Source organism: Pseudomonas sp. HN2-3 (assembly GCF_020691745.1).
In the GTDB taxonomy this organism is placed as follows: domain Bacteria; phylum Pseudomonadota; class Gammaproteobacteria; order Pseudomonadales; family Pseudomonadaceae; genus Aquipseudomonas; species Aquipseudomonas capeferrum.
In genome coordinates this window covers 3,436,498-3,461,591 of sequence record NZ_CP085704.1, presented here as the reverse complement: position 1 = coordinate 3,461,591, position 25,094 = coordinate 3,436,498, and the positions used below count along the sequence as shown (strand labels likewise).

General features: G+C 65.8%; 20 protein-coding genes. 14 read left to right on the top strand and 6 right to left on the bottom strand.

Features of this window, described 5'->3' with window-relative positions:
- Positions 1-12 precede the first annotated feature (12 nt).
- The 5 genes from LJX93_RS15750 to LJX93_RS15730 form a co-directional block, all read right to left on the bottom strand.
- A complete protein-coding gene (locus LJX93_RS15750; protein ID WP_033698563.1) occupies positions 13-786 on the bottom strand; it encodes an SDR family NAD(P)-dependent oxidoreductase in 774 nt (257 codons plus the stop codon).
- Between the two features lie 53 nt (positions 787-839).
- Entirely contained in the window at positions 840-2,024 is a 1,185-nt protein-coding gene (locus LJX93_RS15745; RefSeq protein ID WP_156311471.1) for an acetyl-CoA C-acyltransferase, read from the bottom strand.
- A 33-nt stretch (positions 2,025-2,057) separates the two neighbouring features.
- A complete protein-coding gene (locus LJX93_RS15740) occupies positions 2,058-4,157 on the bottom strand; it encodes a 3-hydroxyacyl-CoA dehydrogenase NAD-binding domain-containing protein (RefSeq protein WP_227696168.1) in 2,100 nt (699 codons plus the stop codon).
- Between the two features lie 84 nt (positions 4,158-4,241).
- Positions 4,242-6,029 (bottom strand): acyl-CoA dehydrogenase C-terminal domain-containing protein, encoded by a 1,788-nt coding sequence (locus LJX93_RS15735; protein WP_033698559.1) that lies wholly within the window; start codon positions 6,027-6,029, stop codon positions 4,242-4,244.
- Positions 6,030-6,138: 109 nt separating this feature from the next.
- Positions 6,139-8,796 (bottom strand): LuxR C-terminal-related transcriptional regulator, encoded by a 2,658-nt coding sequence (locus tag LJX93_RS15730; RefSeq protein ID WP_227696167.1) that lies wholly within the window; start codon positions 8,794-8,796, stop codon positions 6,139-6,141.
- A 575-nt stretch (positions 8,797-9,371) separates the two neighbouring features.
- Between LJX93_RS15730 and LJX93_RS15725 the strand changes: the two genes are divergently transcribed.
- The 10 genes from LJX93_RS15725 (at position 9,372) to LJX93_RS15680 (ending at position 18,295) form a co-directional block, all read left to right on the top strand.
- Positions 9,372-10,421 carry a phosphotransferase family protein gene (locus LJX93_RS15725; RefSeq protein ID WP_227696166.1) on the top strand — a complete coding sequence of 350 codons (1,050 nt, stop codon included), beginning with the start codon at positions 9,372-9,374 and terminating at the stop codon, positions 10,419-10,421.
- Entirely contained in the window at positions 10,418-10,783 is a 366-nt protein-coding gene (locus LJX93_RS15720; protein ID WP_156311552.1) for a DUF6285 domain-containing protein, read from the top strand. The genes LJX93_RS15725 and LJX93_RS15720 overlap by 4 nt, the downstream gene beginning before the upstream one ends.
- Complete coding sequence (locus LJX93_RS15715; protein ID WP_095064548.1) at positions 10,776-11,486, top strand: histidine phosphatase family protein; 711 nt, start codon at positions 10,776-10,778, stop codon at positions 11,484-11,486. Before LJX93_RS15720 ends, LJX93_RS15715 begins: the two co-directional genes overlap by 8 nt.
- Before the next feature lie 21 nt (positions 11,487-11,507).
- Entirely contained in the window at positions 11,508-12,710 is a 1,203-nt protein-coding gene (locus LJX93_RS15710; RefSeq protein WP_156311553.1) for an acyl-CoA dehydrogenase family protein, read from the top strand.
- A 181-nt stretch (positions 12,711-12,891) separates the two neighbouring features.
- Positions 12,892-13,872 (top strand): quinone oxidoreductase family protein, encoded by a 981-nt coding sequence (locus LJX93_RS15705; RefSeq protein ID WP_033698552.1) that lies wholly within the window; start codon positions 12,892-12,894, stop codon positions 13,870-13,872.
- Between the two features lie 12 nt (positions 13,873-13,884).
- Positions 13,885-14,733, top strand: coding sequence for a TauD/TfdA dioxygenase family protein (locus tag LJX93_RS15700; protein ID WP_033698551.1), 849 nt, complete (start codon positions 13,885-13,887; stop codon positions 14,731-14,733).
- 29 nt (positions 14,734-14,762) lie between these two features.
- Positions 14,763-15,815, top strand: a complete 1,053-nt coding sequence (locus tag LJX93_RS15695) for a 3-keto-5-aminohexanoate cleavage protein (protein ID WP_033698550.1) — start codon at positions 14,763-14,765, stop codon at positions 15,813-15,815.
- A gap of 157 nt (positions 15,816-15,972) precedes the next feature.
- Complete coding sequence (locus tag LJX93_RS15690; RefSeq protein ID WP_047583383.1) at positions 15,973-17,307, top strand: MFS transporter; 1,335 nt, start codon at positions 15,973-15,975, stop codon at positions 17,305-17,307.
- Positions 17,304-17,972, top strand: coding sequence for a DsbA family oxidoreductase (locus LJX93_RS15685; RefSeq protein WP_033698547.1), 669 nt, complete (start codon positions 17,304-17,306; stop codon positions 17,970-17,972). Before LJX93_RS15690 ends, LJX93_RS15685 begins: the two co-directional genes overlap by 4 nt.
- Entirely contained in the window at positions 17,969-18,295 is a 327-nt protein-coding gene (locus tag LJX93_RS15680; RefSeq protein ID WP_033698544.1) for a Rieske (2Fe-2S) protein, read from the top strand. Before LJX93_RS15685 ends, LJX93_RS15680 begins: the two co-directional genes overlap by 4 nt.
- A 462-nt stretch (positions 18,296-18,757) precedes the next feature.
- Here the strand turns inward: LJX93_RS15680 and LJX93_RS15675 are convergent, their stop codons facing one another.
- Positions 18,758-19,813 (bottom strand): AraC family transcriptional regulator, encoded by a 1,056-nt coding sequence (locus tag LJX93_RS15675; protein ID WP_033698543.1) that lies wholly within the window; start codon positions 19,811-19,813, stop codon positions 18,758-18,760.
- A 260-nt stretch (positions 19,814-20,073) separates the two neighbouring features.
- Between LJX93_RS15675 and LJX93_RS15670 the strand changes: the two genes are divergently transcribed.
- The 4 genes from LJX93_RS15670 to LJX93_RS15655 all read left to right on the top strand — a co-directional run bounded on the left by LJX93_RS15670 (position 20,074) and on the right by LJX93_RS15655 (position 25,089).
- Complete coding sequence (locus tag LJX93_RS15670; protein WP_047583380.1) at positions 20,074-20,640, top strand: RBBP9/YdeN family alpha/beta hydrolase; 567 nt, start codon at positions 20,074-20,076, stop codon at positions 20,638-20,640.
- Positions 20,641-20,687: 47 nt separating this feature from the next.
- On the top strand, positions 20,688-22,553 hold the full coding sequence (locus LJX93_RS15665) for a DUF1302 domain-containing protein (RefSeq protein ID WP_156311477.1): 1,866 nt from the start codon (positions 20,688-20,690) through the stop codon (positions 22,551-22,553).
- Positions 22,554-22,585: 32 nt separating this feature from the next.
- A complete protein-coding gene (locus LJX93_RS15660; RefSeq protein ID WP_033698539.1) occupies positions 22,586-23,944 on the top strand; it encodes a DUF1329 domain-containing protein in 1,359 nt (452 codons plus the stop codon).
- 65 nt (positions 23,945-24,009) lie between these two features.
- Positions 24,010-25,089, top strand: coding sequence for a WD40/YVTN/BNR-like repeat-containing protein (locus tag LJX93_RS15655; RefSeq protein WP_033698538.1), 1,080 nt, complete (start codon positions 24,010-24,012; stop codon positions 25,087-25,089).
- Positions 25,090-25,094: the final 5 nt, after the last annotated feature.

Genomic DNA, 25,094 nt, shown 5'->3' with positions numbered 1-25,094 from the left:
GCAGGCTCCTTGCTATAACGGGTTGACCAGGTGCCCGCCATCCACGGCCAGGACACTGCCGGTCATGAAGCCACCGGCGTCACTGGCCAGCAACAGCACAGGTCCGTCCAGCTCGCTCAATTGGCCCAGACGCCGCATCGGCACGTGATCCTTGATGTAGCCCTGGCCGGCCTCACTGTCGAAGTAGGCCTCGTTCATTTCGGTCTTGAAGTAACCCGGGGCGATGGCATTGACCCGGATCCGGTGGCGGGCCAGCTCCAGCGCCATGGCCTTGGTCAACTGCACCACACCGGCCTTGGCCGTGCAGTAGTGGCTCAGGCCGGTGCCAACACGCAGGCCCAGGATCGAGGCGATGTTGATGATGCTCCCGGCGCGGCCGGCCTTCACCAGGCGCTGGCTGGCGCATTGCGCCACATGAAACACGCCGTCGAGGTTGGTCGAGAGCATGTGCTGCCAGTCCTGCCCGCTCAGTTCGAGGAAGCGCCCAGGGTCGCCGATGCCGGCGTTGTTGATGACCACATCGACCACGGCAAAACGCGCCTCGGCCTGGTCGAACGCCTGTTCGACACTGTCGCGCCGGGTGACATCGAGCACCACGGCCAACGCTTCTCCGCCTTGGGCTTGAAGTTGTTCGACCAGCGCCTGCAAGCGCTCGGCCCGGCGCGCCGCCAGCACCACGCGGGCGCCTGCGGCCTGGGCCAGGCGCGCGAAGTGGGCACCCAGGCCGCTGGAGGCACCGGTCACCAGCACGGTCTTGCCGGCCAGGGTAAAGGGGGTAGCTAGCATGGTTTCTCCTTGTTCGATGATCAAGCTGGGACTTGTGGACGGCTGGGGCTTCTTCACAGCACTTCGAACAGGCCGGCCGCACCCATGCCGCCGCCTACGCACAGGGTCACCACCACATAGCGCACCCCGCGCCGTTTGCCTTCGAGCAGGGCATGCCCGACCATCCGCGCGCCGCTCATGCCATAGGGGTGACCGATGGCGATGGCCCCACCGTTGACGTTCAGGCGCGCCGGGTCGATGCCCAGTTTGTCGCGGCAGTACAGCACCTGGCAGGCAAAGGCTTCGTTCAGCTCCCACAGGCCGATGTCGGCGACCTTCAGCCCGTGGTGCTTGAGCAGGCGCGGCACCGCGTACACCGGTCCGATGCCCATCTCTTCCGGCGCCAGGCCGGCTACGGCGATACCCCGATAGAGGCCCAGCGGCCTGAGGTTGCGCTGTTCGGCCAGGCGCGCATCCATCAGCACGCAGGCGCTGGCACCGTCGGACAGCTGACTGGCATTGCCAGCGGTGATGCAGCCGCCCTCGACCACCGGCTGCAAGCCTGCCAGGTCGTCAAGGCGAGTCTGCGGGCGGTTGCCTTCGTCTTGCGTCAGGGTCACCTGGCGGTAGCTGACTTCGCCGGTGTGCCTGTCCTTGATCATCTGCTGGGCGGTCACTGGCACGAGCTCGGCCTCGAACAGCCCGGCTTGCTGGGCGGCGGCAGTGCGCAGCTGCGATTGCAGGGCGTAGGCATCCTGCGCAGCACGGCTGATACCGTAGCGTTGGGCAACATGCTCGGCGGTGTGCAGCATCGGCATGTAGGCGTGCGGTACCTGTTGGATGACCGCGTTGTCTTGCTCGGCCAAGGCCCATTCGAGGTTGCGCACCTGCACCGCGCTGATGTTTTCCTGGCCGGCGCCGACGGTAACGTGCATGCCATCGACAATGATCTGCTTGGCGGCGGTGGCAATCGCCATCAGCCCGGAGGCGCATTGCCGGTCCAGGGTCTGGCCACTCACCGAAACCGGCAGGCCGGCCGCCAGCGCGCTCATGCGGCCCAGGTTCCAGCCGGCGGTGCCAGAGGGCATCGCGGTGCCCATCACCAGGTCTTCCACTTCGTCGGCGGCGATGCCGGCGCGGGCAACGGCAGCCTTGATGGCATGGGCGGCCAGGCTGGGTGAGCGCAGGTTGTTGAGGGCACCGCGAAAGGCCTTGCCAATCGGGGTGCGGGCGGTCGAGAGAATGACGGCTTCTTTCATCAGGGTTTCCTTGTTGGCGAGTTTTTTTGCAGCTCAGTGGCCTTGCACGCGCAGCTTGCCGCTGCCGGCCAGGCGCCGTAGCAAGGGCGCTGGCTGCAACCACAGTTGGCCATAGGCACCGAGGCGCTCGCGCAGTTGCTCAATGCCTGCCAGCACGTTGTCCAGGCCCAGGTCGCGGGCATAGTGCAGCGGGCCGCCACGCCAGGCAGGGAAGCCGTAGCCGTTGGTCCAGACCAGGTCGATGTCGCCACTGCGCAAGGCAATGCCTTCGTCGAGCAGTTGCAGGCCTTCGTTGATCAGCGTGAACAGGCAGCGGTCGTGGATTTCTGCGTCACTGATGCTGCGCCGGTTGATGCCCAGCTTGCCGGCCAGTCGCGCTGCGATCTGCACCACCTCGGGGTCTTCGATGCGCTCGCGGCCTTCGTAGCGGTAGAACCCGCGCCCGCTCTTCTGGCCATGGCGGCCCAGGCTGTAGAGTTCGTCGGCCAGGCGGAAGTAGCTCGGATCGTGGGCCAGTTCGTTGCGCCGCGCCTGCCGCACCAGGTAGCCCACATCGATGCCGGCCAGGTCGTACATGGCGAATACCCCCATGGCCAGGCCCAGGTCGGTGAGCACCTTGTCCACCTGGGCCGGCGAGGCGCCTTCGAGCACCAGGCGATGGGCTTCGCGGGCGTAGGGTTCGAGCATGCGGTTGCCGATGAAGCCGAAGCACACGCCAGACACCACCGGCAGCTTGCCGATGCGCTTGGCGATTTTCAGCGTGGTGGCCAGTACGTCGGGCGCCGTGGCCCGGCCACGTACCACTTCGAGCAGGCGCATCACATGGGCCGGGCTGAAGAAGTGCAGGCCGACCACGTCTTGCGGGCGGCGGGTGCTGGCGGCGATGCGGTCGACATCCAGGGTCGAGGTGTTGCTGGCCAGGATCGCGCCGGGCTTGCACACCCGGTCGAGGGTGCGAAACACCGACTGCTTGATCGACAGGTCCTCGAATACTGCCTCGATCACCAGGTCAGCGTCAGCCAGGTCGGCATAGTCGAGGGTGCCTTGCAACAGGCTCATGCGCTGTTCGAGTTGCGCGGGGGTCAGCTTGCCGCGGGTGATGCTGCTTTCGTAGTGTTTGCGGATCTGCGCCAGGCCACGGTCCAGCGCCTCGGGCTTGAGCTCCAGCAGGCGCACCGGCAGACCCGCGTTGATGAAGTTCATGGCGATGCCGGCGCCCATGGTGCCGGCGCCGATCACGGCGACCTGAGCGATGCTGCGCAGCGCGGTGGCAGCGTCGATACCCGGCACCCGCAAAGCCTCGCGTTCGGCGAAGAACTGGTGACGCAATGCCGTGGCCTGGGGGTCTTGCAGGGCTTCGCGGAACAGTGCTTGCTCGCGTGCCAGGCCCTCGGCCAAGGGCAGCTCGCAGGCCGCGCGCAGCGCTGCCAGCACCCGCAGCGGTGCCCGTTGGCCGGGTTTGCGTGCAGCCAGTTGCGCCGCGTGCGTGTCGAAGAAGTCATCGGCCAGGCCCTGTGACAGCGGCGCAGGCGTGAGCGCAGGGGCGGGGTGCGCGAGCTGCCTGCGGGCAAAGGCGCAGGCCTGTTCGAGCAGGTCGTGGCCGGGCTCTACCAGGTGGTCCACCAGGCCCAACGTCAGGCCCTGGCGGGCATCGATCGGCTCGTCGCCGAGCATCAGTGCCAGGGCGGGTGCCACGCCGATCAGCCGTGGCAGGCGCTGGGTACCCCCGGCACCGGGCAGCAGGCCCAGGCGCACCTCCGGCAAGCCCAGGCGGGCAGTGGCGCTGGCGACCCGGTGTCTGCAGGCCAGGGCCAGTTCCAGGCCGCCACCCAGGGCCACACCGTCGAGCGCGGCGATCAGCGGTTTGCTGAAGCGGGCCAGTTCATCCAGCAGTTGGGGCAGGGCGGGTTGCTGCCAGGTGCGTGGGCTGCCGAATTCGCTGATGTCGGCGCCGGCACTGAACGGCAGGTGGTGCCCATGCAGGATAATGGCCTTCACTTCAGGGTCGGCGGCGGCCCGTGTGCAAGCCTGCATCAGCGCCTGGCGCAGGCCGTGGCCGAGGGCATTGACCGGGGCGTTGCACAGGCCGATCAGGGCCAGTTGGTTGTCGCGACGGTAGTCGATCAGCTGCATGGGAACCTTCTTGTGAGTGTCCTGGAAAAACAGGTGGTGGCCCGGAGCCTTGGCCACCACCGGAAAAACCGCTGCCGTGCAGGGTCAGCGGGCGAAGGCGCTGTCGCTGATGCGCATCAGGTTGTCACTGCCGGTGCGGATCAGCGTTTCGTGCAGGCTTGCCCTGGGCAGCAGGCGCTGCAGGTAGAAGCGCGCGGTCTCGCGTTTGCCCTGGTAGAACGCGACGTCCTCGCTGCCGGCCGCCAGTGCCTGTTCGGCGACGCAGGCGGCACGCAACCACAAGTAGCCAATCAAGGTGTAGCCGCAGAGCATCAGGTAGTCGTACGCGCTGGCACCAACCAGGTTGGCATCCGTGGCGCTGGCGTCGCGCAGCCACTCGCTGACCTCGCGCCAGGCGATCACACGGTCGTGCAAAGCCTGGGCGAGGTCGGCCGACGCCGAAGTGGTGTGGATGAAGGTTTCGATTTCAGCCAGCAGTTCGGACAAGGCCTCGCCGCCATCGGCCAGTACCTTGCGGGTCAGCAGGTCGATGCCCTGGATGGTGTTGGTGCCTTCGTAGATCGCGGTGATGCGCACATCGCGGGCGATCTGCTCCATGCCCCATTCGCGGATGAAACCGTGGCCGCCGAATACCTGGATGCCCAGCTGCGCCGCCTCGTTGCCGGTCTCGGTCAGGAAGCCCTTGGCAATCGGCGTGAGCAGGGCCAACCGGCGTGCTGCCGCCTGGCGCACGCCCGGGGTGGCGCCGTGGTGCAGCAGGTCGACGCCTTTGGCACAGGTGTAGGCGAGCATGCGACCGCCTTCGGCGTAGGCCTTCTGGGTCAGCAACATGCGCCGTACATCGGCGTGGCCGATGATCGGGTCGGCCGGCTGGTCGGCCCGCAGGCGCGGTGTGGTGCGCATCTGCAGGCGGTCGCGGGCATACGTCAGGGCACCCTGGAACGAAGCTTCAGCGTGGGCCTGGGCTTGTTGTGATACGGCCAGCCGCGACTCGTTGATGTAGGTGAACATGGCGTTCAGGCCACGGTTGGCCTCGCCCAGCAGGTAACCGGTGGCGCCATCGAAATTGAGCACGCAGGTGGCGTTGCCGTGGATGCCCATCTTGTGCTCGATGGCGCCGCAGCTGACGCCGTTGGGTTGGCCCAGGTTACCGGCTTCATCCACCTGGCGCTTGGGCACGGCGAACAGCGAAATGCCTTTGACCCCCGCTGGCGCGCCTTCGATGCGTGCCAGCACCAGGTGCACGATGTTTTCCGTCAGGTCGTGCTCACCCGCCGAGATGAAGATCTTGCTGCCGTTGATGCGGTAGCTGCCGTCGGCCTCGGGCCGGGCGCTGGTGCGCAGCAGGCCGAGGTCCGAGCCGCAGTGGGCCTCGGTCAGGCACATGGTGCCGCTCCAGCGGCCGGCAATCATCGGCGGCAATAAACGCTGGCGCAGCGCCGCGTCGGCATGCTCGCTGAGGGTGCTGATGGCGCCACCGGTGAGGTTGCCGTACATGCCCCAGGCGTGGTTGGCGCTGCAGACCATTTCGTGGTTGACGAAGCCCAGCGAAGGCGGCAGGCCCTGGCCGCCGTAGGCGGGGTCCTTGTCCAGGCCCAGCCAGCCATTGGCGGCGAAACGCTTGAAGGCATCGGCGAAGCCCGGCGGGGTGCTGACCTTGCCATCCTGCCATTGGCAACCGTGCTGGTCGCCGACGGCGTTGAGCGGCGCCAGTACCTGTTCGGCGAACTTGGCGCCTTCCTCGACGATGGCGGCGAAGGTGGCCGCGTCGGGGGCTTCGCAGCCGGCCAGCTGTTGATAGTGGCTGCTCAGGTCGAGCAGTTCCTGGGCAACGAAGGTGATATCGCGCAACGGGGCTTTGTAGCTGGGCATGCCGGACTCCTGGCTGGGTGGATTCGGCATGTTGTAGCAGGCAGGCCTGGGTGCCGCGTCCACCCCCCCGGTGGAATGGGGGGTGGAATCGGCGTTGCACGGGGTGGAGTCAGTTCAGCAGTTGCAGTTCGCGCGCCGAGCACAAGGCGCTGTCACGGTCGACCACGTCGAGTTTGCGGAACAGGTTGTTGATGTGGGTCTTGACCGTGCTCAGGCTGATGAACATCGCTTCGGCGATCTGTCCGTTGCTCTGCCCACGTGCCATGCGTTGCAGCACCTCCAGCTCACGGCGTGACAATGGCACGATCAACGCGCTGTCGGCGTGCTCTCGGCCGGCCAGCAACGGGCGGAACAGGCTGTTGAGGCGTTCGCGTGGCGGTGCCGGGGCGGCCAGGGCCAGGCGTTCGCGAACCTGCGGCAGCAGCAGTTGGCGCAAGGCTTCGAGGAAGGCGTCGCCCTCGTACTGCAACAGTTGCCCGAAACCGTGCTGACACGCCAGTTGCAATGCTTGTTCCAGGCTGTGCAGGGCGTCGTCGTGGGCGCCGCGGTCCTGGTGCAGGGCCGCGTCGAGCAACAGGGTGTCGAGCAACAGCCGGCGGTTCAGCTGGGCCTGGGCCTGAGCCTGCAGTGTCGCCAGGATCTGCCGCGCCTTGTCCCGCTGCCCCAGGTGGCGCTGCACCCAGACATAGGCCAGCCACTCCTCCGGCAGCAGCTGCTGGTCATACTGGCGGTTGCACCAGTGCCACTGGTCGAGCCAGCCAGGCAGGTAGTCCGGGTCGTTGTCGCGCAGCGCCAGGCGCGCCAGCCAGGCCCCGGCCTGGCGATACAGGGTGAACAAGCGGTACTGCAGGGCCAGGCGCCGCACTTCGGCCCAGCGCGCCTTGGCCTGGCTGGTCTCGCCCAGCGCCCAGTGCAGGCAGGCCTGGTGGTGGAACACCCAGGGCAGCGCGGCGCTGTGCGGGAAACCCAGGGCCAGCACTTCGGCCTGGGCCAAGGCGTGGCGCGCCTGGGTCAGCTGGTTGGCCTGCAGCAGCGCCAGCCCTTTACCCAAGTGCCGGAACAGTTCGTAGAAGCGCCCCGAGCTGCCGGCGGCGGGCAGTTCGGCCATGTTCTGCAGGCGCGCCCAGGCCGCTTCGCTGGCACCTTGGGCCAGCTCGATCTGGCCCAGCAGCAGTTGCAGCAAGTTGGTGTAGCCGCTCAGGCCGAAGCCCTGCAACTCGACCAGGGCACGGCTGGCTTCGGCGTGGGCCGGTTGCAATTGACCCAGGGCCGCCAGGCAGTTGGCCCGGTCGAAATACAGCACCGAACGCGCCGCGTTGTGTTGCCCGAATTGCTGCAGTGCCCGCGCCGCAAGGGCCAGGCCGTGCGCCAGGTTGCCGCCCAGGTAGGCCAGGCGGCTGCGCAGGAACATCACCGTCTGCTGTACCCGCTCGGGGTGCCGCGGCACTGCCTGGCGACGCTGCAGGGCGTACAGCTGGCGAAGGCATTGGCACGCCTGGGCGATATCGTTGGTGACCATCACCGTGGAGGCTTCGGTCACCGCCAGGGTGAAGCTGTCGTTGCCGGCATGGCCGGCCACTTCGTCGAGTACATCGACCAGGGTGTTGACCTTGCCCTCGCGCAACAGCTCGAAGCCATGCCGGTCGACGATGCCGAGCACGGCATCCAGGTCTCTGGCCCGGCCGAACTGGTAGATCGCCTCGGTGTAGCGCCGCTGCACCAGCAGCCAGTTTGCCGCCTGGCGATGCAGCAGGCGCAGGCGCTGCGGGTCGCGTTGTTCGAGGCGCTGGTAGAGGCTGTTGCGCAGGGCAGGGTGGTAGCGGTATTCGGCGTGGCTGGCGTGCGGCACTTCGATGATCAGGTCCAGGCGCTGCAACTGGCGCAGCGCGGCCGCGACATCGGTGTCGGCGGCCAGTTCGCGAGCGAGGCCTGCATCGAACACCTGGGCCACGGCGGTATGTTCGAGAAAGCTGCGTAGCGCCGTGGGCAAGTGGCGCAGGCGTTCTTCTTCAAGAAACTGCCGGGCATGGGCATAGGCCTGGCGGGTGATCGGGCGCAGGTCGGCGGGTGGCTGGCCGGTACTGTGCAGTGCCTCGCGGTAGGCCTCGAACCAGAACAGCACGCCACTGGGCCAGCCCTCGCTGCCAGCGCGCAGTTGGTACAGCGCATCGCTGCCCAGCCTGACATCGCGGGCCAGTGCCAATTGCCGGGTCTCTTCGCTGTCCAGGGCCAGTTCACGGGCGCCCAGCAGCACCAGCCGACCGTTACGGCGCAGGTGGGCCAGCGGCAGTGGCGGCGGGCCTTCGCTGGCGGCAATCAGGCGCAGTGCCGCGGGCGGGTCGTGCAGCAGGGTGTCGAGGTAGTGCCAGGCCTGGGCGGCGTTGAGCAGGTGCAAGTCGTCGATCAGTAAGGTCACGGGTGCCTGGCGGGCTTCGAGGTCGGCCAGGATCTGGCTCCACAGCAGTTCGCCCTGGGGCGTGTCGCGCGCTTGCGCGGGCAACTGCAGCGCTGCGTGCAGGTGCAGCAGCAGGGCCAGGGGCTGGTTCTCGGCACGGGTCAGTCGCAGCCAGGCGAAGGGGCCTGCCAGGCGGCGGGCGAACTGGCCAAGCAATGTGCTTTTGCCATAGCCCAAGGGCGCTTGCAGGAGGATGACAGCGCCGTCGTCCAGCGCACTGGTCAGCTGGTCGAGCAACCGTATGCGCAGTAGGCCCTTGTGGGGATCTGCGGGCGGGCGCAGCTGGTTCGGTTTGAGCGCGGGAAGGTGCATGGCAAGCAGTGCTCCGTCGGGTCAGCCAGACATCCTAGCCGAGGGGGCGCTTGGTGCGTGGGAATTTTGGTTGTTGGTTGGGGGGGCGGGGTGTAGTCGGGGGATCAGGGGGCTGCAAGGCGCTTGGCTCAGGTGTTGAGGTGGGGCGTAAATCGAGCGCCGCCCGCGCGGCGCATCGCGACGCAAGGCCGCTCCTACATTTGTTTCGGGCCAGTGAGGTCTGTGGCATTGGCGCGCGAACGCCTTGTTTGTACGACGCGATATTGAGACAGGCACCCAGGGGCCGCGCGCAAATGCCTCAGGAATAATTGGCCCGAAACAGATGTAGGAGCGGCCTTGCGTCGCGATGCGCCGCGCGGGCGGCGCTCGATTTCATAGGCGCTGAAGATGTCGTGTCGAGCGTGCACCCCTGAACAACCGTTTCAAAAATGAAACCGCCCCGTTCAAACCTGCCCAGAACACCCCGCAAAACCATACCCAACCCATTGATAAACAAGACTTAACTAAATATCAAAAAACCTGGCAGTCATCTTGCTATTGCCCTGTTCACCTACGAACAGCCAACCGGACCGCCTATGCCAACCCGTCACCACGCGCCGCAACCCAGCGCTCGCCTCGACATCGCCAGCGCCCATGAGCCACTGTCTACCTACCTGACTCAGCAATTCGACACCCCGCCAGTGCACATCACCCGCAGTGAGCGATTGTCAGGCGGTGCCATCCAGGAAAACTGGCTACTCGAAGCCGATGTCGCCGGCAAGCCCCAGCGTTGGGTCCTGCGCACTGACGCGGTGTCCGCTGTGGCCGCCAGCCTGAGCCGCGCGCAAGAGTTCGCGGTGCTCAGCGCCGTTCACCAGGCCGGCGTCAAGGTGCCCAAGCCACTCTGGCTGTGCCAGGACGTGCAGGTGATCGGCCGCAGCTTCTTCATCATGCAGGCCCTCGATGGCAATGCCAGCGGCCACCGCCTCACCCACGACCACGCCGCGCCTGAGGGCAACTCGGCGCTATGCCGGCAGTTGGGTGCCAACCTCGCGCGCCTGCATCAGTTGCGTCCGCCGCAACCGGGGCTGGCGTTTCTGCCCGCTGCAGCGCCTGACGCGGTGCAGGCCAGCGTCGATCAGTACCGTAGCTTTCTGGATGCCTTGCCAGGTAGCCATCCGACACTGGAGTGGGGCTTGCGCTGGTGCGAGCTGAACAAGCCTGCGCCCTTGCCCGCGTGCCTGATCCACCGCGACTACCGCACCGGCAACTACCTGGTCGAGGCCGGCGCGTTGACCGGCGTGCTGGATTGGGAGTTCGCCGGCTGGGGTGACCCGCGTGAAGACCTGGGCTGGTTCACCGCACGTTGCTGGCGGTTCGGCCGGCCGGACCTGGAGGCCGGCGGCGTCGGCCGCCTGGATGACCTGCTCGCCGGGTACCGCAGCGTGTCGGCGCTGGAACTGGACCGCCAGGCGCTGCGCTTTTGGCAAGTCATGGCCCACCTGCGCTGGGCAGTGATCGCCCTGCAGCAGGCTCAACGCCACGTGTCGGGCCAGCAACGTTCGCTGGAGCTGGCGTTGACCGGGCGGATGGTCAGTGAACTGGAACAGGAAATCATCTTGCTCACCCGTGGAGGCCACGCATGAACCAGCCTGATGCCCATGACCTGCTTGTGACGGCGCACGAAGCCCTGCTCACGCACTTGCTGCCGGCGTTGCCGAAAGGGTTGCACTACGAAGGGCGGATGGTCGCCAGCGCCATGCTGATCGCCAGCCGCGAACTGGCGCAGGCAGCGGACTGTACCGAGGTCGAGCGCCAGGCCCTGGAGGCCTTGCTGGCACAGGGCGGCCAGGCAGTGACCGAGCTTGAGCTGGCCCGCGAGTGGCTAGCGCGGAACATTCGCCAAGGGGCCTACGATCAGCACGCTACGCGCTTGCTGGAGGCACTGCGGGCAATCAACCGGGCGCAGTTGAGCATCAGCAACCCCAAGGTGCTGGCCCATGACTGAATTGCCCGTACAGCGTCGCCGCTGCTATCTGGTTCGCCATGGCCATGTCGATTACTTCGACGCCGACGGCCGCCCACTCGACCCGCGCACTGTACCGTTGTCGGCGCAAGGCGTGGCCCAGGCCCAGGCGTTGGGCCGTGTGCTGGCGCACACTCGGTTCGACCGTGCGGTGTGTTCGGACTACCCGCGCACCCGCCAGACCCTCGACCAACTGCTGGGCCACCGCGCCCTGGAGGTGGAACAGCGCGCCGCCTTGCGCGAGGTGCGGGCCGGCCGCCTGCGGGAAATCCCCCTGGATTGCCTGTACCGCGAAGTGGCCCAGGCCTACCAAATGGCCGACCACCACGGCGCTGCCTTTCTGCGCGGTGAACCCTGGGCGGCGTTCCAGCAACGGGTATTAGACAGTTTCCAGCAATTGCTGGCTGAGCCCGGCTGGGCATCGCTGCTGCTGGTCAGCCACGACGCCGTCAACCGCATCCTGCTGGCCTGGGCCAGCGGAGCCGGGCTGGGCGGGCTTGCCGCCTTCGAACAAGACCCTGCCTGCCTGAACATCGTCGATATCGACATGGCGGGCGCGCAGGTAACCCACGCGTGCATACGCACCCTCAACTACACCCCCTACGACCCCGGCAAGGCATCGATCGACAAGACCGTCATGGAGCAGTTGCATGCCGCCATCGACCCGCGTCGCCTGCACGCCTGAGCCTCTACAAGGAACCCCACCATGCATTTTGCCCTCCCAGCTGAACAGCTCGCCCTGCAAGCCAAAGTCCGGCACTTCATTGCCGAATCGGTACTGCCGATGGAGCATGACCCCCGCCAGACAGCCCATGGTCCATCGCCTGAGCTGCGCCAGACGCTGCTCGACAGGGCCCGTGAACACGGCCTGCTGACCCCGCATGCCTCGCGTGAAATGGGCGGCCTGGGTTTGAGCCATATCGAGAAGGCGATCATTTTCGAAGAGGCGGGCTATTCGCCACTGGGGCCCGTCGCCCTGAACATCCACGCGCCCGACGAAGGCAATATCCACCTGTTGGAACACGTTGCCACGCCGGCGCAGAAAGACCGCTGGCTGCGGCCACTGGTGCAGGGCCACATCCGCTCGTGCTTCGCCATGACCGAGCCCAGCCCAGGTGCCGGCTCCGATCCCTCGATGCTGACCACCCAGGCCGTGCGTGACGGTGACGACTACGTCATCAATGGCCAGAAGTGGTTCATCACCGGTGCCGAAGGCGCTGAGCTGGCGATCATCATGGCGCGCATGGAGGACGGTAGCGCGTCCATGTTCCTGACCGACACCGACCGCCCGGGCTTTATCCTGGCACGCATGATGGGCTCGCTGGACAGCTGTTTTGCCGGCGGCCATGCGGTGTTGCGCTTCGACAACCTGCGGGTGCCGGCCAGCGATGTGCTGGGCGAGGTGGGCAAAGGTTTCCGTTACGCCCAGGTGCGCCTGGCGCCGGCCCGCCTGACCCACTGCATGCGCTGGTTGGGCCAGGCCCGCCGCGCCCATGACGAGGCCTGCCATTATGCCAACCGGCGAATGTCGTTCGGCAAGCCGCTGGGCGAGCATCAGGGCGTGGGCTTCATGCTCGCCGACAACGAAATCGACCTGCATACCACGCGCCTGGCTATCTGGCATTGCGCCTGGGTACTGGACCAGGGCGAGCGTGGCAATTTCGAGTCGAGCATGGCCAAGGTGCTCAGCTCCGAGGCCATCTGGCGGGTGATCGACCGCTGCGTGCAGGTGCTGGGCGGGCAGGGCGTCACGGGCGAATCGATTGTCGAGCGGATCTTCCGTGATGCCCGTAGCTTCCGTATCTATGACGGCCCCAACGAAGTGCACCGGATGAGCCTGGCGAAGAAGATCCTCGCCCGTGCCGCCACGGGGGGCGGGCAATGTGTGCCCGCGAAAACAGCTACATGACCGGCCAGGCCATCGCCGTCGATGGTGGCCTTTCAGCGCTCTGAGCGCTTGTGCCATGCGCGCTGTCATCAACTGAAAAACCGTTGTCGTCCGATGATAAGCGCCGCTTGGCGCAACGGCCTAAATTGCCCTTCAACACGCGGTTTATCGGTTAACAAGAACGACAAGAAAGGAGATTGGCATGGCCAAAGCGGTACGTTTCTACGAAACCGGAGGGCCTGAGGTCCTGCGCTACGAAGACGTCGAAGTCGGCGAGCCGGGCCCTGGGCAGGTGCGCCTGCGCCACGTGGCGGTTGGCCTTAACTACGCCGACACTTATTTTCGCAACGGCACCTACCCGATCCCGCTGGCCAATGGCATGGGCGTGGAAGCGTCGGGTGTGGTGCAGTCGGTGGGCGAGGGCGTCAGCCATGTGGCCGTTGGCGACCGGGTGACCTACACCGGCTTTATCAACACCCTCGGCGCCTACAGCACCGAACGCCTGATCCCCGCAGCAGCACTGATCAAACTGCCGGAAACCCTATCCTTCGAGACCGCCGCCGCCATGACCATGCGCGGCCTGACGGCGTCGTACCTGATGCGCCGCCTGTACGACTTCAAGCCGGGTGACAGCATCCTGCTGCACGCTGCGGCGGGCGGCGTCGGCCTGATCGTTTCGCAGTGGGCCAAACTGCTGGGCCTGACCGTGATCGGCACGGTGTCCACCGACGCCAAGGCCCAGGTGGCACGCGCCCATGGTTGCGACCACACCATCAACTACAGCCACGAGGATGTGGCCAGCCGCGTGCGTGAGCTGACCGACGGCGTGGGCGTCAACGTGGTCTTCGACAGCGTCGGCCGCAACACCTTCATGGGCTCGCTGGACTCGCTCAAGCGCCGCGGCCTGATGGTCTGCGTGGGCACTGCGTCCGGCCCCATCGAACCGTTCGACCCGCAGATCCTGGCGATCAAGGGGTCGCTGTTCATGACCCGGCCGGCCCTGGCCGACTATATCGCCGAGCCGGCGGAAAAAGCCCGCCTGGCCAGCGAGCTGTTCGACCATGTCAGCAGTGGCCGCATCCGCATCGAGATCAACCAGCACTACGCCCTGCAGGATGCGGTGCAGGCCCACCGTGACCTGGAGTCACGCAAGACCACGGGTTCGTCGATCTTCGTCATCTGAGGGGGCACTGCCATGCAAGTCGAACAACTGACCTGCGCCATCGGTGCCGAACTGGTGGGCGTCAGGCTGGCCGATGCCATTCATGATGACGGCCTGTTCGCCGAGATCCGCGCCCAACTGCTCAGGCACCGGGTGCTGTTCTTGCGTGACCAGGCCATCAGCCGCGCCGAGCATGTGGCCTTTGCCCGCCGCTTCGGCGAGCTGGAAGACCACCCGGTCGCCGGCAGCGACCCGGAGCACCCTGGCCTGGTGCAGATCTACAAGCGCCCCGACCAGCCGGCCGACCGCTATGAGAACGCCTGGCACACCGACGCCACCTGGCGCGAAGCGCCGCCGATGGGCTGCGTGCTGCGCTGCGTCGAATGCCCACCGGTAGGCGGCGACACCATGTGGGCGAACATGGTGCTGGCCTACGACAACCTGCCGGCCGAGATCAAGGCCAGGGTCGAAGGGCTGCGCGCCCGGCACAGCATCGAGGCCAGCTTTGGTGCGGCCATGCCGCTGGACAAGCGCCTTGCGCTCAAGGCGCGTTACCCCGACGCCGAGCACCCGGTGGTGCGTACCCACCCGGAAACCGGCGAGAAGGTGCTGTTCGTCAATGCCTTCGCCACCCATTTCAGCAATTACCACACCCCCGAACGCGTGCGTTTCGGCCAGGACGCCAACCCCGGTGCCGCCGACCTGCTGCGCTACCTGGTGAGCCAAGTGTATATCCCCGAGTATCAGGTGCGCTGGCGCTGGACACCCAACAGCATCGCCATCTGGGACAACCGTAGCACCCAGCATTACGCCGTCATGGACTACCCGGCCTGCCATCGCAAGATGGAGCGTGCCGGGATCATGGGCGACAGCACCTTCTGAACAGACAAGAACAAGACTGAGGATCAGACATGCAATTCTTCGACGACTCGCTGCACCCGGAAAACATGGAAAAGGTAGTCATCACCGTGGCGCCCTATGGCCCCGAGTGGATGCCGGATGATTTCCCGCAGGACATCCCGGTCACCATGGATGAGCAGGTGCAAAAGGCAGTCGACTGCTATGAAGCGGGCGCCACGGTGCTCCACCTGCACGTGCGCGAACTCGATGGCACCGGCTCCAAGCGCCTGTCCAAGTTCAACGAACTGATCGCCGGGGTCCGCGAAGCGGTACCGGACATGATCATCCAGGTGGGTGGCTCGATTTCCTTTGCGCCCGAAGGCGAAGGCGAAGCGGCCAAGTGGCTGAGCGACGACACCCGGCACATGCTGGCCGAGCTGACCCCCAAGCCTGACCAGGTGACGGTGGCGATCAACACCACCCAGATGAACATCATGGAGCTGCTGTACCCGGAGTACCTGGAAGGCACATCGCTGGCCAGCCCCGGGATCCAGGCCGCCTACAGTGAAATGACCGTGCCTGCGGGGCCGGCCTGGGTCGAAGAGCACCTGCGCCGCCTGCAGGCGAGCCACATCCAGCCGCACTTCCAACTGACTGGCATGCATGCCCTGGAAACCCTCGAGCGCCTGGTGCGCAAGGGCGTTTACAAAGGCCCGCTGAACCTGACCTGGATCGGCATTGGTGGCGGCTTCGACGGCCCCAACCCGTTCAACTTCTTCAATTTCGTGCACCGGGCGCCGGACGGTTGCACCCTGACTGCGGAGTCGTTGCTCAAGAACGTGCTGCCGTTCAACACCATGGCTCTGGCCATGGGCTTGCACCCGCGCTGTGGCATCGAAGACACCATCATCGACCAGCACGGCAAGCCGTTCACCTCGGTGCAGCAGATTCAGCAGACCGTGCGCGTGGCGCACGAACTGGGGCGTGAGGTGGCCAGCGGCAAGGAAGCGCGCGCCATCTACCGCATCGGCGAGCAGTACGCGACCGTCGAGCAGACCTTGCTGGCCAACGGCATGGCGCCGAACCGCCGGCCAGGGCAGAAGGGCGTGCCACAGCGCGCGTGATGAATGAGCAGGGGCTTGTGGGAGCCGCTTGAGCAAGGCAGTTGCTCCCACATGTTTTTGCAGGGCCCATAGAGCGCTGTTGTTCTTCCAGTAGTACCTGATCGGCTGTTACCCATAACAACAAAAACAACCCAAGCCAGATACCCGAGGAGGCAGCATGGCCACCTACCACGCCAGTGCGTCAGAACCCGGCGCTGATACATCACTGGGCATCCCCCGGCGCTACGCCTGGATCGTCTTTGCCCTGACCTTCGGTTTGTTGATCTCCGACTACATGTCGCGGCAAGTGCTGAATGCCGTGTTCCCCCTGCTGAAGCAGGAGTGGCAGCTCAGCGACAGCCAGCTCGGCCTGCTCAGTGGCATCGTCGCCTTGATGGTCGGCCTGCTGACCTTTCCGCTGTCCTTGCTCGCCGACCGCATCGGCCGGATCAAGAGCCTGACCTTCATGGCGGTGATGTGGAGCCTGGCCACGCTGGGCTGCGCTGTCGCCGAGAACTACCAGCAGATGTTCATCGCGCGCTTTCTGGTCGGCGTCGGCGAGGCCGCTTACGGCAGCGTCGGCATCGCCGTGGTGGTGGCGGTGTTCCCGCGCGAGATGCGCGCCACCCTGGCCGGCTCGTTCATGGCCGGTGGCATGTTCGGCTCGGTGCTGGGCATGGCGTTGGGCGGCGTGATGGCCCAGCACCTGGGCTGGCGCTGGGCGTTTGCCGGCATGGCGTTCTTTGGCCTGGCCCTGGCGGTGCTCTACCCGTTGATCGTGCGTGAGGCGCGCATTGCCCCGAGGGGCCTGGCCGATGCCGCCGACAAGGCTGCGCTGAAGGCATTGCGGCCGTTGCGCACGCTGTATTCCAGCCGTTCGGTCATCAGCGCCTACGTGGGCAGCGGCTTGCAGCTGTTCGTCGGCGGCACGGTGATCGTCTGGTTCCCCAGTTACCTGAACCGTTACTACGCCATGAGCACCGACCAGGCCGGCGCGGTGGCGGCGCTCATCGTGCTGTGCAGTGGGGTGGGCATCGTGCTGTGCGGCATGCTGTGCGACCGCATGGGGCGCAACCGCCCTGATCGCAAGATCAGCCTGGCCATCGCCTATTGCCTGGGCAGTTGCGTGCTGCTGTCGGTGGCCTTCGCCTTGCCGGCGGGCATGCCGCAACTGGTGCTCATCTGCCTGGGCATGATGATAGCCGCCGGCACCAATGGCCCGTCCAGCGCCATGGTCGCCAACCTGACCCACTACACGGTGCATGGCACTGCCTTCGCCACCCTGACCTTGAGCAACAACTTGCTCGGCCTGGCCACCGGCCCGTTGATCACCGGCAAGGTGTCCGACCTGATCGGCTTGCAGGCCGCCTTTGAACTGGTGCCGTTGATCAGCATCGCCGCCGCGGCGGTGTTCTTCTACGCCAAGCGCCACTACCACCGTGACATGGCGCGCCTGGCCCTGGGCGAAAGCATGCCAGCGCCTGTCGAGCCTGTACTGGAGGCCCGAACGTGAACCCTTCATTGTCGATTGATGTGTACGTCGATTTCATCTGCCCGTGGTGCCTGATCGGCAAGCGGCAATTGCAGCGTGCGTTGGCGCAATTGCGCGAAGCGCGGCCAGAGGTCGTGATCAACCTGGCTTGGCAGGGCGTGCAGTTGTTGCCCGACCTGCCTGTGGCCGGCCAGCCGTTCGCCGCGTTCTACCGGCGCCGCCTGGGCAGTGACGAGGCGGTGCGCCAACGCCAGGCCCAGGTACAGGAGGCCGCCAGTGCGGTAGGTGAACAGCTCGATTTCAGCCGCATTGCGCGCATGCCCAACACTGCAGACGCCCATCGCTTGCTGTTGCATGCTGCCGACCTGGGCAGCGAGCAGCAGCTCGAAGCGCTGCTGGAGCGGCTGTTTGCAGCGTATTTCCGGCTGGGCGAAGACCTGGGCGACCGCGCCACGCTGTTGCGTATTGCCGAGCAGTGCGGTTTTGCGCCTGCCGCGCTGGCCGGCAGCCTGCGCGGCGATGGCCGGCCGTTTGCCAGTGCCAGCGCGAACATCGCCAGCCGGGGTGTGCCGTGTTTCGTGTTCGACGATCATCTGCCCGTGTTCGGTGCGCAGCCGCCAGAGGCGTTGCTCGACGCCATGCAACTGGCGCTGTCGCGTTCGGCAGCAGCGGGGGCCGGCGCATGACGCAGCGTATCGAGGTGCCGGCCCAGCGCGTGCCCACGGTCGGCGGGCGCGCGTTGTTCGAGCATGCAGGCAAAAGCCTGGCGCTGTTCAATATCGCCGGGCGTTTGCTGGCCATTGACGACAACTGCCCGCACCAAGGGTCGTCGCTGTGCGCCGGCCAGCTGGACGGTGGTGTGATCCAGTGCCGGGCCCATGGCCTGCGCTTTGACCTGGCCAGCGGCTACCTGCTCAATTCCACGGCGCTCAAGGTGGCCAGCTACCCCGTGGAGGTGGAGGGTGACCGGGTGTTCATCGTGATGGCCTGCCAGGAGACCCTGTCATGAACAGCCTGGCGCTTGCCCAGGCGATGGAGGCCAGGATGCCCTCGGCTTTTTAGGTTTCTTCACGGAATGTTGGGGAAGTGGGGCTGGTAGGTGCTTGTCGGGAGATAGGATGATGGCGGCTAGGTGCCTGTCTTCGCTTTGGAGGTGGGGCGGAGATCGAGCGCCGCCCGCGCGGCGCATCGCGACGCAAGGCCGCTCCTACATCTGTTTCGGGCCAGTTATGCCTGTGACAAAAGCGCGCGACCGCCTTGTTTGTTCGACGCAACATTGAGGCGGGCACCAAGGGGCCGCGCGCAAATGCCTCAGGAATAATTGGCCCGAAACAGATGTAGGAGCGGCCTTGCGTCGCGATGCGCCGCGCGGGCGGCGCTCGATCTGATAAGCGCTGAAAATGCCAAGCCAGGCACCTGGTGGCCCCAAATACAATCTCCAGGCATCCACAACTCCCACTACACCAGGCGCTCAACGCGTGGTGACAGGCCCTTGCGCGGCGCTGCGGGCGCGTTTGTGCGGCGTGTGCAGGTCATGCTGCACACGCCAGGTGGCCGGTGGCTGGCCGAACTGGTTGATGAACCAGCGGGTGAATGAACTGTGCATGGAATAGCCAAGCATGTCGGCGATACGCCCCAGTGAATAGCCGGGGCTTTCCAGGTAGCGCAGCACCAGGTCGCGACGCACGCTGTTGACCAGCTCGCTGAAGGTGGCGCCATCCTCTTCCAGGCGGCGCTGCAAGGTGCGCACGTTCATGCCCTGGGTCTGGGCGATGTGCTCGATGGTGGCGCGGCCCATCGGCATCAGCAGAAAGATCGATTTGCGCACCTCGTGCACCAGCGAAGGGTTGCCGTCATCCTGCAGGGCACACACGTAGCGTTGGGCCAGCCGCGCCATGGCTTCGTTGGCCTGTGGGTTGGTCGTGTCCAGGTCGGCGGCGGAACAGACGATGCCATTGAAGTCGCTGTTGAACTCCAGCTTGCAGCCGAAGATGCGGCGGTGGATGGCCAGGTCGGCGGGGGCAGCGTGAGTGAAATTGGCGCTGACCGGGTGCCAGTGCGCGCCCAGCAACGCCGAGCAGAAGCGGTGCATGACACCAATGGCCAGCTCGATGGCCTGGCGGCTGTGCATGGGCTGCTCGGTGATGACTTCCTGGCGAATGATCACCGTCTTGCCGGTTTCTTCGACGTGAATCGCCAGGGCATTGTTGAGCACATGGCGATATTGCACGATCACCTGCAGCGCATCGCGCAGCGAATGCTGGTGGCTGATCAGCAGGCTGACTTCACCAAAATCCGACAACTGGCGCAGTTCGGCCATGCGCAGGCCGAAGGCTTCGCAGCCGCTCAGGCGCGCCGACTCTTCGAGCACGTTGATGGCAGCAGCGACTGGAATGCGCTGGTCGGGGGCTTCGAGCAATGAAGCGCTGAGGCCAGCCTGGGCCAGCAGCCCATGGCCATTGAGGCCCAGATGGCGGGAGACTTCCAGGTAATTGGTCAGCGAAGCAGCACGGGCGAGCACGGTCATATTTGTTGTTTTCCACGTGTTCTTGATGGGCGTCCCGCTGCGCTGGCGGGTAGTCACTTATAGCGTTTGTGTCATCGGATGCAAAGCCATTTTCAGACCGCTGGTCCCACTCACCAAGGGCGTGCGGGCCGCCATGCCAACTGTGTCATCAACTGAAAAATGGCTGACGCGCAATGTAAAGCGTGTGCCGGAACGACGCTTTACTCTGGCCCTCAAGCAGTCGGCAATCGACCGAGTGATCCAGAGCAAAGGGCCCTGACATGGAAAAACTGCAAACCGCCGCTACCGTGCTGATCGTTCCCGGTCTGCGCGACCATGTGGCAGAACATTGGCAAACCCTGTTGCAGGCTCGCCTGGCCAAGGTGCGTGCCGTGCCGCCGCTGACAACCGACACGCTCAGTTGCACGGCGCGGGTCGAGGCGATCGAGCGTGAACTGGCCGCAATCGATGGCCCGGTGATCCTGGTCGCGCACAGTGCCGGTGTGCTGATGGTGGTGCACTGGGCCGCACGTTATCAGCGCCCGATCAAGGGCGCCTTGCTCGCCGCCCCCCCTGACCTGCAAAGCGACTGGCCGCAAGGCTACCCCAGCCCTGACAGCCTGCGCGCCCACGGCTGGGCGCCGCTGCCGGGCGGCCCGCTGCCTTTCCCAAGCCTGCTGGCGGCCAGCAGCAATGACCACCTGGCCAGCCCCGCCGCAGTGGCCGGCATGGCCGCGCAGTGGGGCAGCGAGCTGGTCGAGCTCGGTGCCGTCGGCCACCTCAACCCTGCCTCGGGCTACGGCCCATGGCCCCATGCCGAGGCCCTGATCCGGCAACTCGATTACTAGGGCGCATCTATCACCCAAGCAGAGACTCACCCAAGCAGAGACATCGCATGAACAACAATAAGAACGTTCTCTTCTGCCTTCCCCGCCGTAACCTCATGGCCACGCTGCTGCTGATCGCCGGTGCACCCGCTGCCCAGGCATTTCAGCTGGACATCGCCGACCCCGACTGGAGCGTGCGCTTCGACAACACCGCCAAGCTGAGCTACGGCCAGCGGGTCGAAGGCGAAAACGCCAAGGTCGCCCGCACCTCCAATCTCAATGACGGCGACAAGAATTTCAGTGTGGGTAGCGCGGTTACCCAGCGCCTGGATCTGCTCACCGAGCTGGATATCGTCTATCAGGGCAGCATGGGCATGCGCGTCAGCGCCGCGAGCTGGTACGACCATGCTTATGACGACGTCGGCTCGAACAGCAACCCGTTCCCCGGCCAGCAGGGCAATGCCGGCAACCTGGTGCTGGCGCGCCCGGCCGCAGGCTTGCCGGCGGGCACCGTGTTGGCCGGCGGCCCGGCGCGTCATCATGGCCTGAGCCGTTACAGCGACCGTTACTACAATGGGCCGTCCGGCGAGTTTCTCGATGCCTTCGTCTTCTACAACACCGAGATCGGCGACGAGTCGATGTTGAGTGGCAAGCTTGGCTGGCACTCAGTGTACTGGGGCGAGACATTGTTCAACGCCGCCAACGGCATCAACTATGGCCAGTCGGCACTGGACCTGGCCAAGCTGTACAACGTGCCGGGCACCGAAACCAAAGAGCTGTTCCTGCCGCGCAAGCAGCTGTCGTTGAGCTTCACGGTCAACCCCGAGCTGACGCTGGCGGCGCAGTACTTCCTCGAGTTCGACAACTCGCGCCTGCCCGAAGGCGGTACCTACATGGGCGCCTACGACATGCTCGGCGAGGGTGGCGATATCTTCTGGCTGCCGGTGCCCAATGCCGTTGGCGGGGCCGGTGCGTTCTACGGTGCACCCCGCGGGCATGACATCCGGCCACGCAACGCGGGCGACTTCGGCCTGATGGCCAAGTGGAGCCCGGAATGGCTCGACGGCACCCTGGGCTTCTACTACCGCAACACCTCCGACCCGACCCCGGCCGTGCTGATCAATGCGCCCAACCTGCACACCGGCAGCCTGGACGGTACCAGCTATATGGCGGCCTACGCCGACGACATCGATATCTACGGCATCAGCCTGGCGAAGAACGTCGGGCCGGTGAGTGTCGGGCTGGACGTCAACTACCGCGAGAACATGCCGCTGATCAGCAACTTCACCACCATCAACGGGCCGCTGTACCAGGCCTTGGTGGGCACGGCGGGCGGCACCAACCTGATCGGCGAGGTGCCGGGCAACGGCGAGACCGGCCTGGCCCGCGGCAAGACCTTGCATGTGGTGCTCAACGGCCTGGTCACGTTCGGTGCCACGCCACTGTGGGACGCCTCGTCGCTGGCGGTGGAGGGCGCCATGACCCACCTGGTCAGCGTCGACAAGGGTGAGCAGACCTTCAAGGGTGATTCCAGCTACGAGGGTGTCGACAAGGTCACCACCAACGCCTACACCCTGGCGGTCAACTTCACGCCGACCTGGTTCCAGGCGCTGCCTGGGGTCGATATCTCCATGCCGCTGTCCTACAACGTTGGCCTCAAGGGCAACTCTGCCGTGCAACTGGGCGGCAACGAGGATTCGGGCAGCTACTCGGTGGGCATCGCCGCCGATGTCTACCAGAAGTACAAGTTCGACCTGAAGTATGTCGACTCCTTCGGCAAGTTCGATACCTGCGAAACCGGTACCGACAACAACACCCCAGGCACCAACGGGCGCTACCAGTGCATCCCCGGCCAGATTACCTCGCAGGCAGGCCTGGCGCCGTTGTTGAAGGACCGCGGCATGGTCACCGCATCGTTCAAGACCACCTTCTGAAACGCCACTACAACAACAAGCGGAGAAACGCGATGAAGCATCTCAACAGCCTGCTGTGCGCCTCGCTGGCGGTCATCTTCGCCGGGCATGCCCACGCGGGCGCACCGGCCCAGGACGTCGCCCGGCTGGGCAAGGACCTGACCGTGGTGGGGGCCGACCAGGCGGGCAACGCCGACGGCTCCATCCCGCCCTACGAGGGCGGCCTGAACACCCCGCCTGCCGGTTTCAAGCAAGGCGATACCCTGCGGCCTGACCCCTACACGGCGGAAAAGCCACTGCTGGTGATCGATGGCAAGAACGTCGAGCAGTATCAGGGCTCGCTGACCGCCACCACGGTGGAGCTGGCCAAGCGCTTCCCCACCTTCCGCATCGAGGTCTACCCGAGCCACCGTACGGCGGCATTGCCCAAGGCGCTGCTGGACAACACCCTGAAAAATGCCGCCAACGCCAAGTCGCTAGAGGATGGCCTGGCCATCGAGAATGTGTTGCCTGGCGTGCCGTTCCCCATCCCGCAGTCGGGCGCCGAAGCCATGTGGAACCACCTGCTGCGCTACCAGGGCGTAGCGCAGAAGGCCAAGTACGATTCGTGGAACGTCGACGCAGCCGGTGTGGCAGCCCTGGCCACCACGGGCCTGGCCTACAACGCCTACCCGATCTACGAGGACCTGAACAAGGTCATCGGAGCCAAGGACATCTATTTCCAGACCAAGCTGTACTTCGAAGGCCCGGCACGCCGTGCCGGTGAGTCGATGATGCTCAAGGATGCCGCCAACCCTCTGGTGCAGGAACGCCGCGCCTGGCAGTACCTGCCGGGCCAGCGCCGGGTGAAGTTGGCACCGAACCTGGCTTACGACACGCCAAACCCCGGTACGGCCGGCTCCGGTACCTTCGATGATGTGTATGTGTTCAACGGTGCGCTGGACCGCTATGACTGGCACCTGGTGGGCAAGCGCGAAATGTACGTGCCGTACAACACCTACCGGTTGACCTACATCCACGACCCGAAAAGCCTGACCACGCCCAACCACCTGGCGCCAGACCAGGTGCGCTGGGAGAAGCACCGGGTCTGGGTGGTCGAGGGCACCCTCAAGGGCAATGCCCGGCACATTTATGCCAAACGCCGCTTCTACCTGGACGAGGACAGCTGGTTCGCCCTGGCGTCCGACCAGTACGACGCCCGAGGCCAGTTGTATCGCGGCTCCTACAGCTTCTTCACGCAGAGCTACGACGTGCAGATCCCCAACAACAACCCGCATGTGGTCTACGACCTGGTCGGCGGCAGCTACAACATCAACGGCCTGATCGGCCCGCACGGTGGTATCGAGTACATCAGCCCTCTGTCCAAGGCGCAGTGGTCGCCCGAAGCCCTCGCCGGCGCCGGTATTCGCTGACCCCCGACGATCAACCTGCCGGCCGCGCCAGAAGGGCAGCCGGCAGAGTCTGCAGAGGATGTGGCATGGCTTGTTCAAGAAAATGGGCGCCCTGGGCGCTGGCGTTGGCCATGGCTGTGGCTGGCGTTCAAGGCCCGGCGCGGGCGGCTGGGTATGTCGATGTGCTGGACTTGCCGGCCAAGCCGAGCGCGCTGGCGGTGCTCAGCCCCTTGCGCGATGTGACGCGGGCGGGGGATCGGCTGGTGGCGGTGGGGCCGCGTGGGCACATCGTGTATTCCGACAACCAGGGCCAGGACTGGCACCAGGCCAGTGTGCCGGTCAGTGCCGACCTCAACGCCCTGGTGTTTGCGAATGCGCGCGAAGGCTGGGCGGTGGGCAACGATGGCGTGGTCCTGCACAGCCGCGACGGGGGGGCGAGCTGGGCCCGGCAGCTTGACGGCCGGCAGATCGGCACGCTGGTCGAGGCGCATTACCAGGCCTTGGCCAAGGCGCATCCGGACGACCCCCAATGGCCGGCATTTGCCGCCGAAGGCCAGCGGCTGGTGGAGGAGGGCGCCGACAAACCCTTGCTTGGCGTGTGGTTCGTCGACGCCCGGCACGGTTACGTAGTGGGCGTGTTCAACCTGATCCTGCGCACCGACGACGGCGGCAACAGCTGGGTGCCGATGCAGGACCGCACCGACAACCCGCAAGGCCTGCACCTCAATGCCATCCATGCAATCGGTGATGAGCTGTACGTGGCCGGTGAACAGGGCTTGCTGCTCAAGTGGCAGGCTGGGCAACAGCGTTTCGTCAGCTTGCCCAGCCCCTACCAAGGGACCTGGTTCGGGGTGCTCGGTAAACCCGGCGAAGTGCTTGCGTATGGCCTGCGTGGCCATGTGGCGCGCAGCAGTGACGGCGGGCAGAGCTGGGCCCGGGTGAACACGGGGGTTACGCAAAGCATCACGGCTGCCAGCATCGACAGCAACGGCGACTACTGGTTGTTCAGCCAGGCCGGCCAGGTACTGCGCAGCCGCGACGGCGGCCTGAGTTTTGCCGTGCAGCCGCAGGTGCCGCCGGCGCCGGTGACCGCTGCGGTGCAGGCCCGCAGCAACGGCACCGTACTGGTGGGTGAACGCGGTGTACGCGTGCTGCCGGCCCGATAACAACC

Bases quoted from the DNA above. Each gene is read 5' to 3' on its own strand.
- LJX93_RS15750 (WP_033698563.1), bottom strand. From the start codon at position 786: ATGCTAGCTACCCCCTTTACCCTGGCCGGCAAGACCGTGCTGGTGACC.
- LJX93_RS15745 (WP_156311471.1), bottom strand. From the start codon at position 2,024: ATGAAAGAAGCCGTCATTCTCTCGACCGCCCGCACCCCGATTGGCAAG.
- LJX93_RS15740 (WP_227696168.1), bottom strand. From the start codon at position 4,157: ATGCAGCTGATCGACTACCGTCGCGACAACCAACTGGCCCTGATCGGC.
- LJX93_RS15735 (WP_033698559.1), bottom strand. From the start codon at position 6,029: ATGCCCAGCTACAAAGCCCCGTTGCGCGATATCACCTTCGTTGCCCAG.
- LJX93_RS15730 (WP_227696167.1), bottom strand. From the start codon at position 8,796: ATGCACCTTCCCGCGCTCAAACCGAACCAGCTGCGCCCGCCCGCAGAT.
- LJX93_RS15725 (WP_227696166.1), top strand. From the start codon at position 9,372: ATGCCAACCCGTCACCACGCGCCGCAACCCAGCGCTCGCCTCGACATC.
- LJX93_RS15720 (WP_156311552.1), top strand. From the start codon at position 10,418: ATGAACCAGCCTGATGCCCATGACCTGCTTGTGACGGCGCACGAAGCC.
- LJX93_RS15715 (WP_095064548.1), top strand. From the start codon at position 10,776: ATGACTGAATTGCCCGTACAGCGTCGCCGCTGCTATCTGGTTCGCCAT.
- LJX93_RS15710 (WP_156311553.1), top strand. From the start codon at position 11,508: ATGCATTTTGCCCTCCCAGCTGAACAGCTCGCCCTGCAAGCCAAAGTC.
- LJX93_RS15705 (WP_033698552.1), top strand. From the start codon at position 12,892: ATGGCCAAAGCGGTACGTTTCTACGAAACCGGAGGGCCTGAGGTCCTG.
- LJX93_RS15700 (WP_033698551.1), top strand. From the start codon at position 13,885: ATGCAAGTCGAACAACTGACCTGCGCCATCGGTGCCGAACTGGTGGGC.
- LJX93_RS15695 (WP_033698550.1), top strand. From the start codon at position 14,763: ATGCAATTCTTCGACGACTCGCTGCACCCGGAAAACATGGAAAAGGTA.
- LJX93_RS15690 (WP_047583383.1), top strand. From the start codon at position 15,973: ATGGCCACCTACCACGCCAGTGCGTCAGAACCCGGCGCTGATACATCA.
- LJX93_RS15680 (WP_033698544.1), top strand. From the start codon at position 17,969: ATGACGCAGCGTATCGAGGTGCCGGCCCAGCGCGTGCCCACGGTCGGC.
- LJX93_RS15675 (WP_033698543.1), bottom strand. From the start codon at position 19,813: ATGACCGTGCTCGCCCGTGCTGCTTCGCTGACCAATTACCTGGAAGTC.
- LJX93_RS15670 (WP_047583380.1), top strand. From the start codon at position 20,074: ATGGAAAAACTGCAAACCGCCGCTACCGTGCTGATCGTTCCCGGTCTG.
- LJX93_RS15665 (WP_156311477.1), top strand. From the start codon at position 20,688: ATGAACAACAATAAGAACGTTCTCTTCTGCCTTCCCCGCCGTAACCTC.
- LJX93_RS15660 (WP_033698539.1), top strand. From the start codon at position 22,586: ATGAAGCATCTCAACAGCCTGCTGTGCGCCTCGCTGGCGGTCATCTTC.
- LJX93_RS15655 (WP_033698538.1), top strand. From the start codon at position 24,010: ATGGCTTGTTCAAGAAAATGGGCGCCCTGGGCGCTGGCGTTGGCCATG.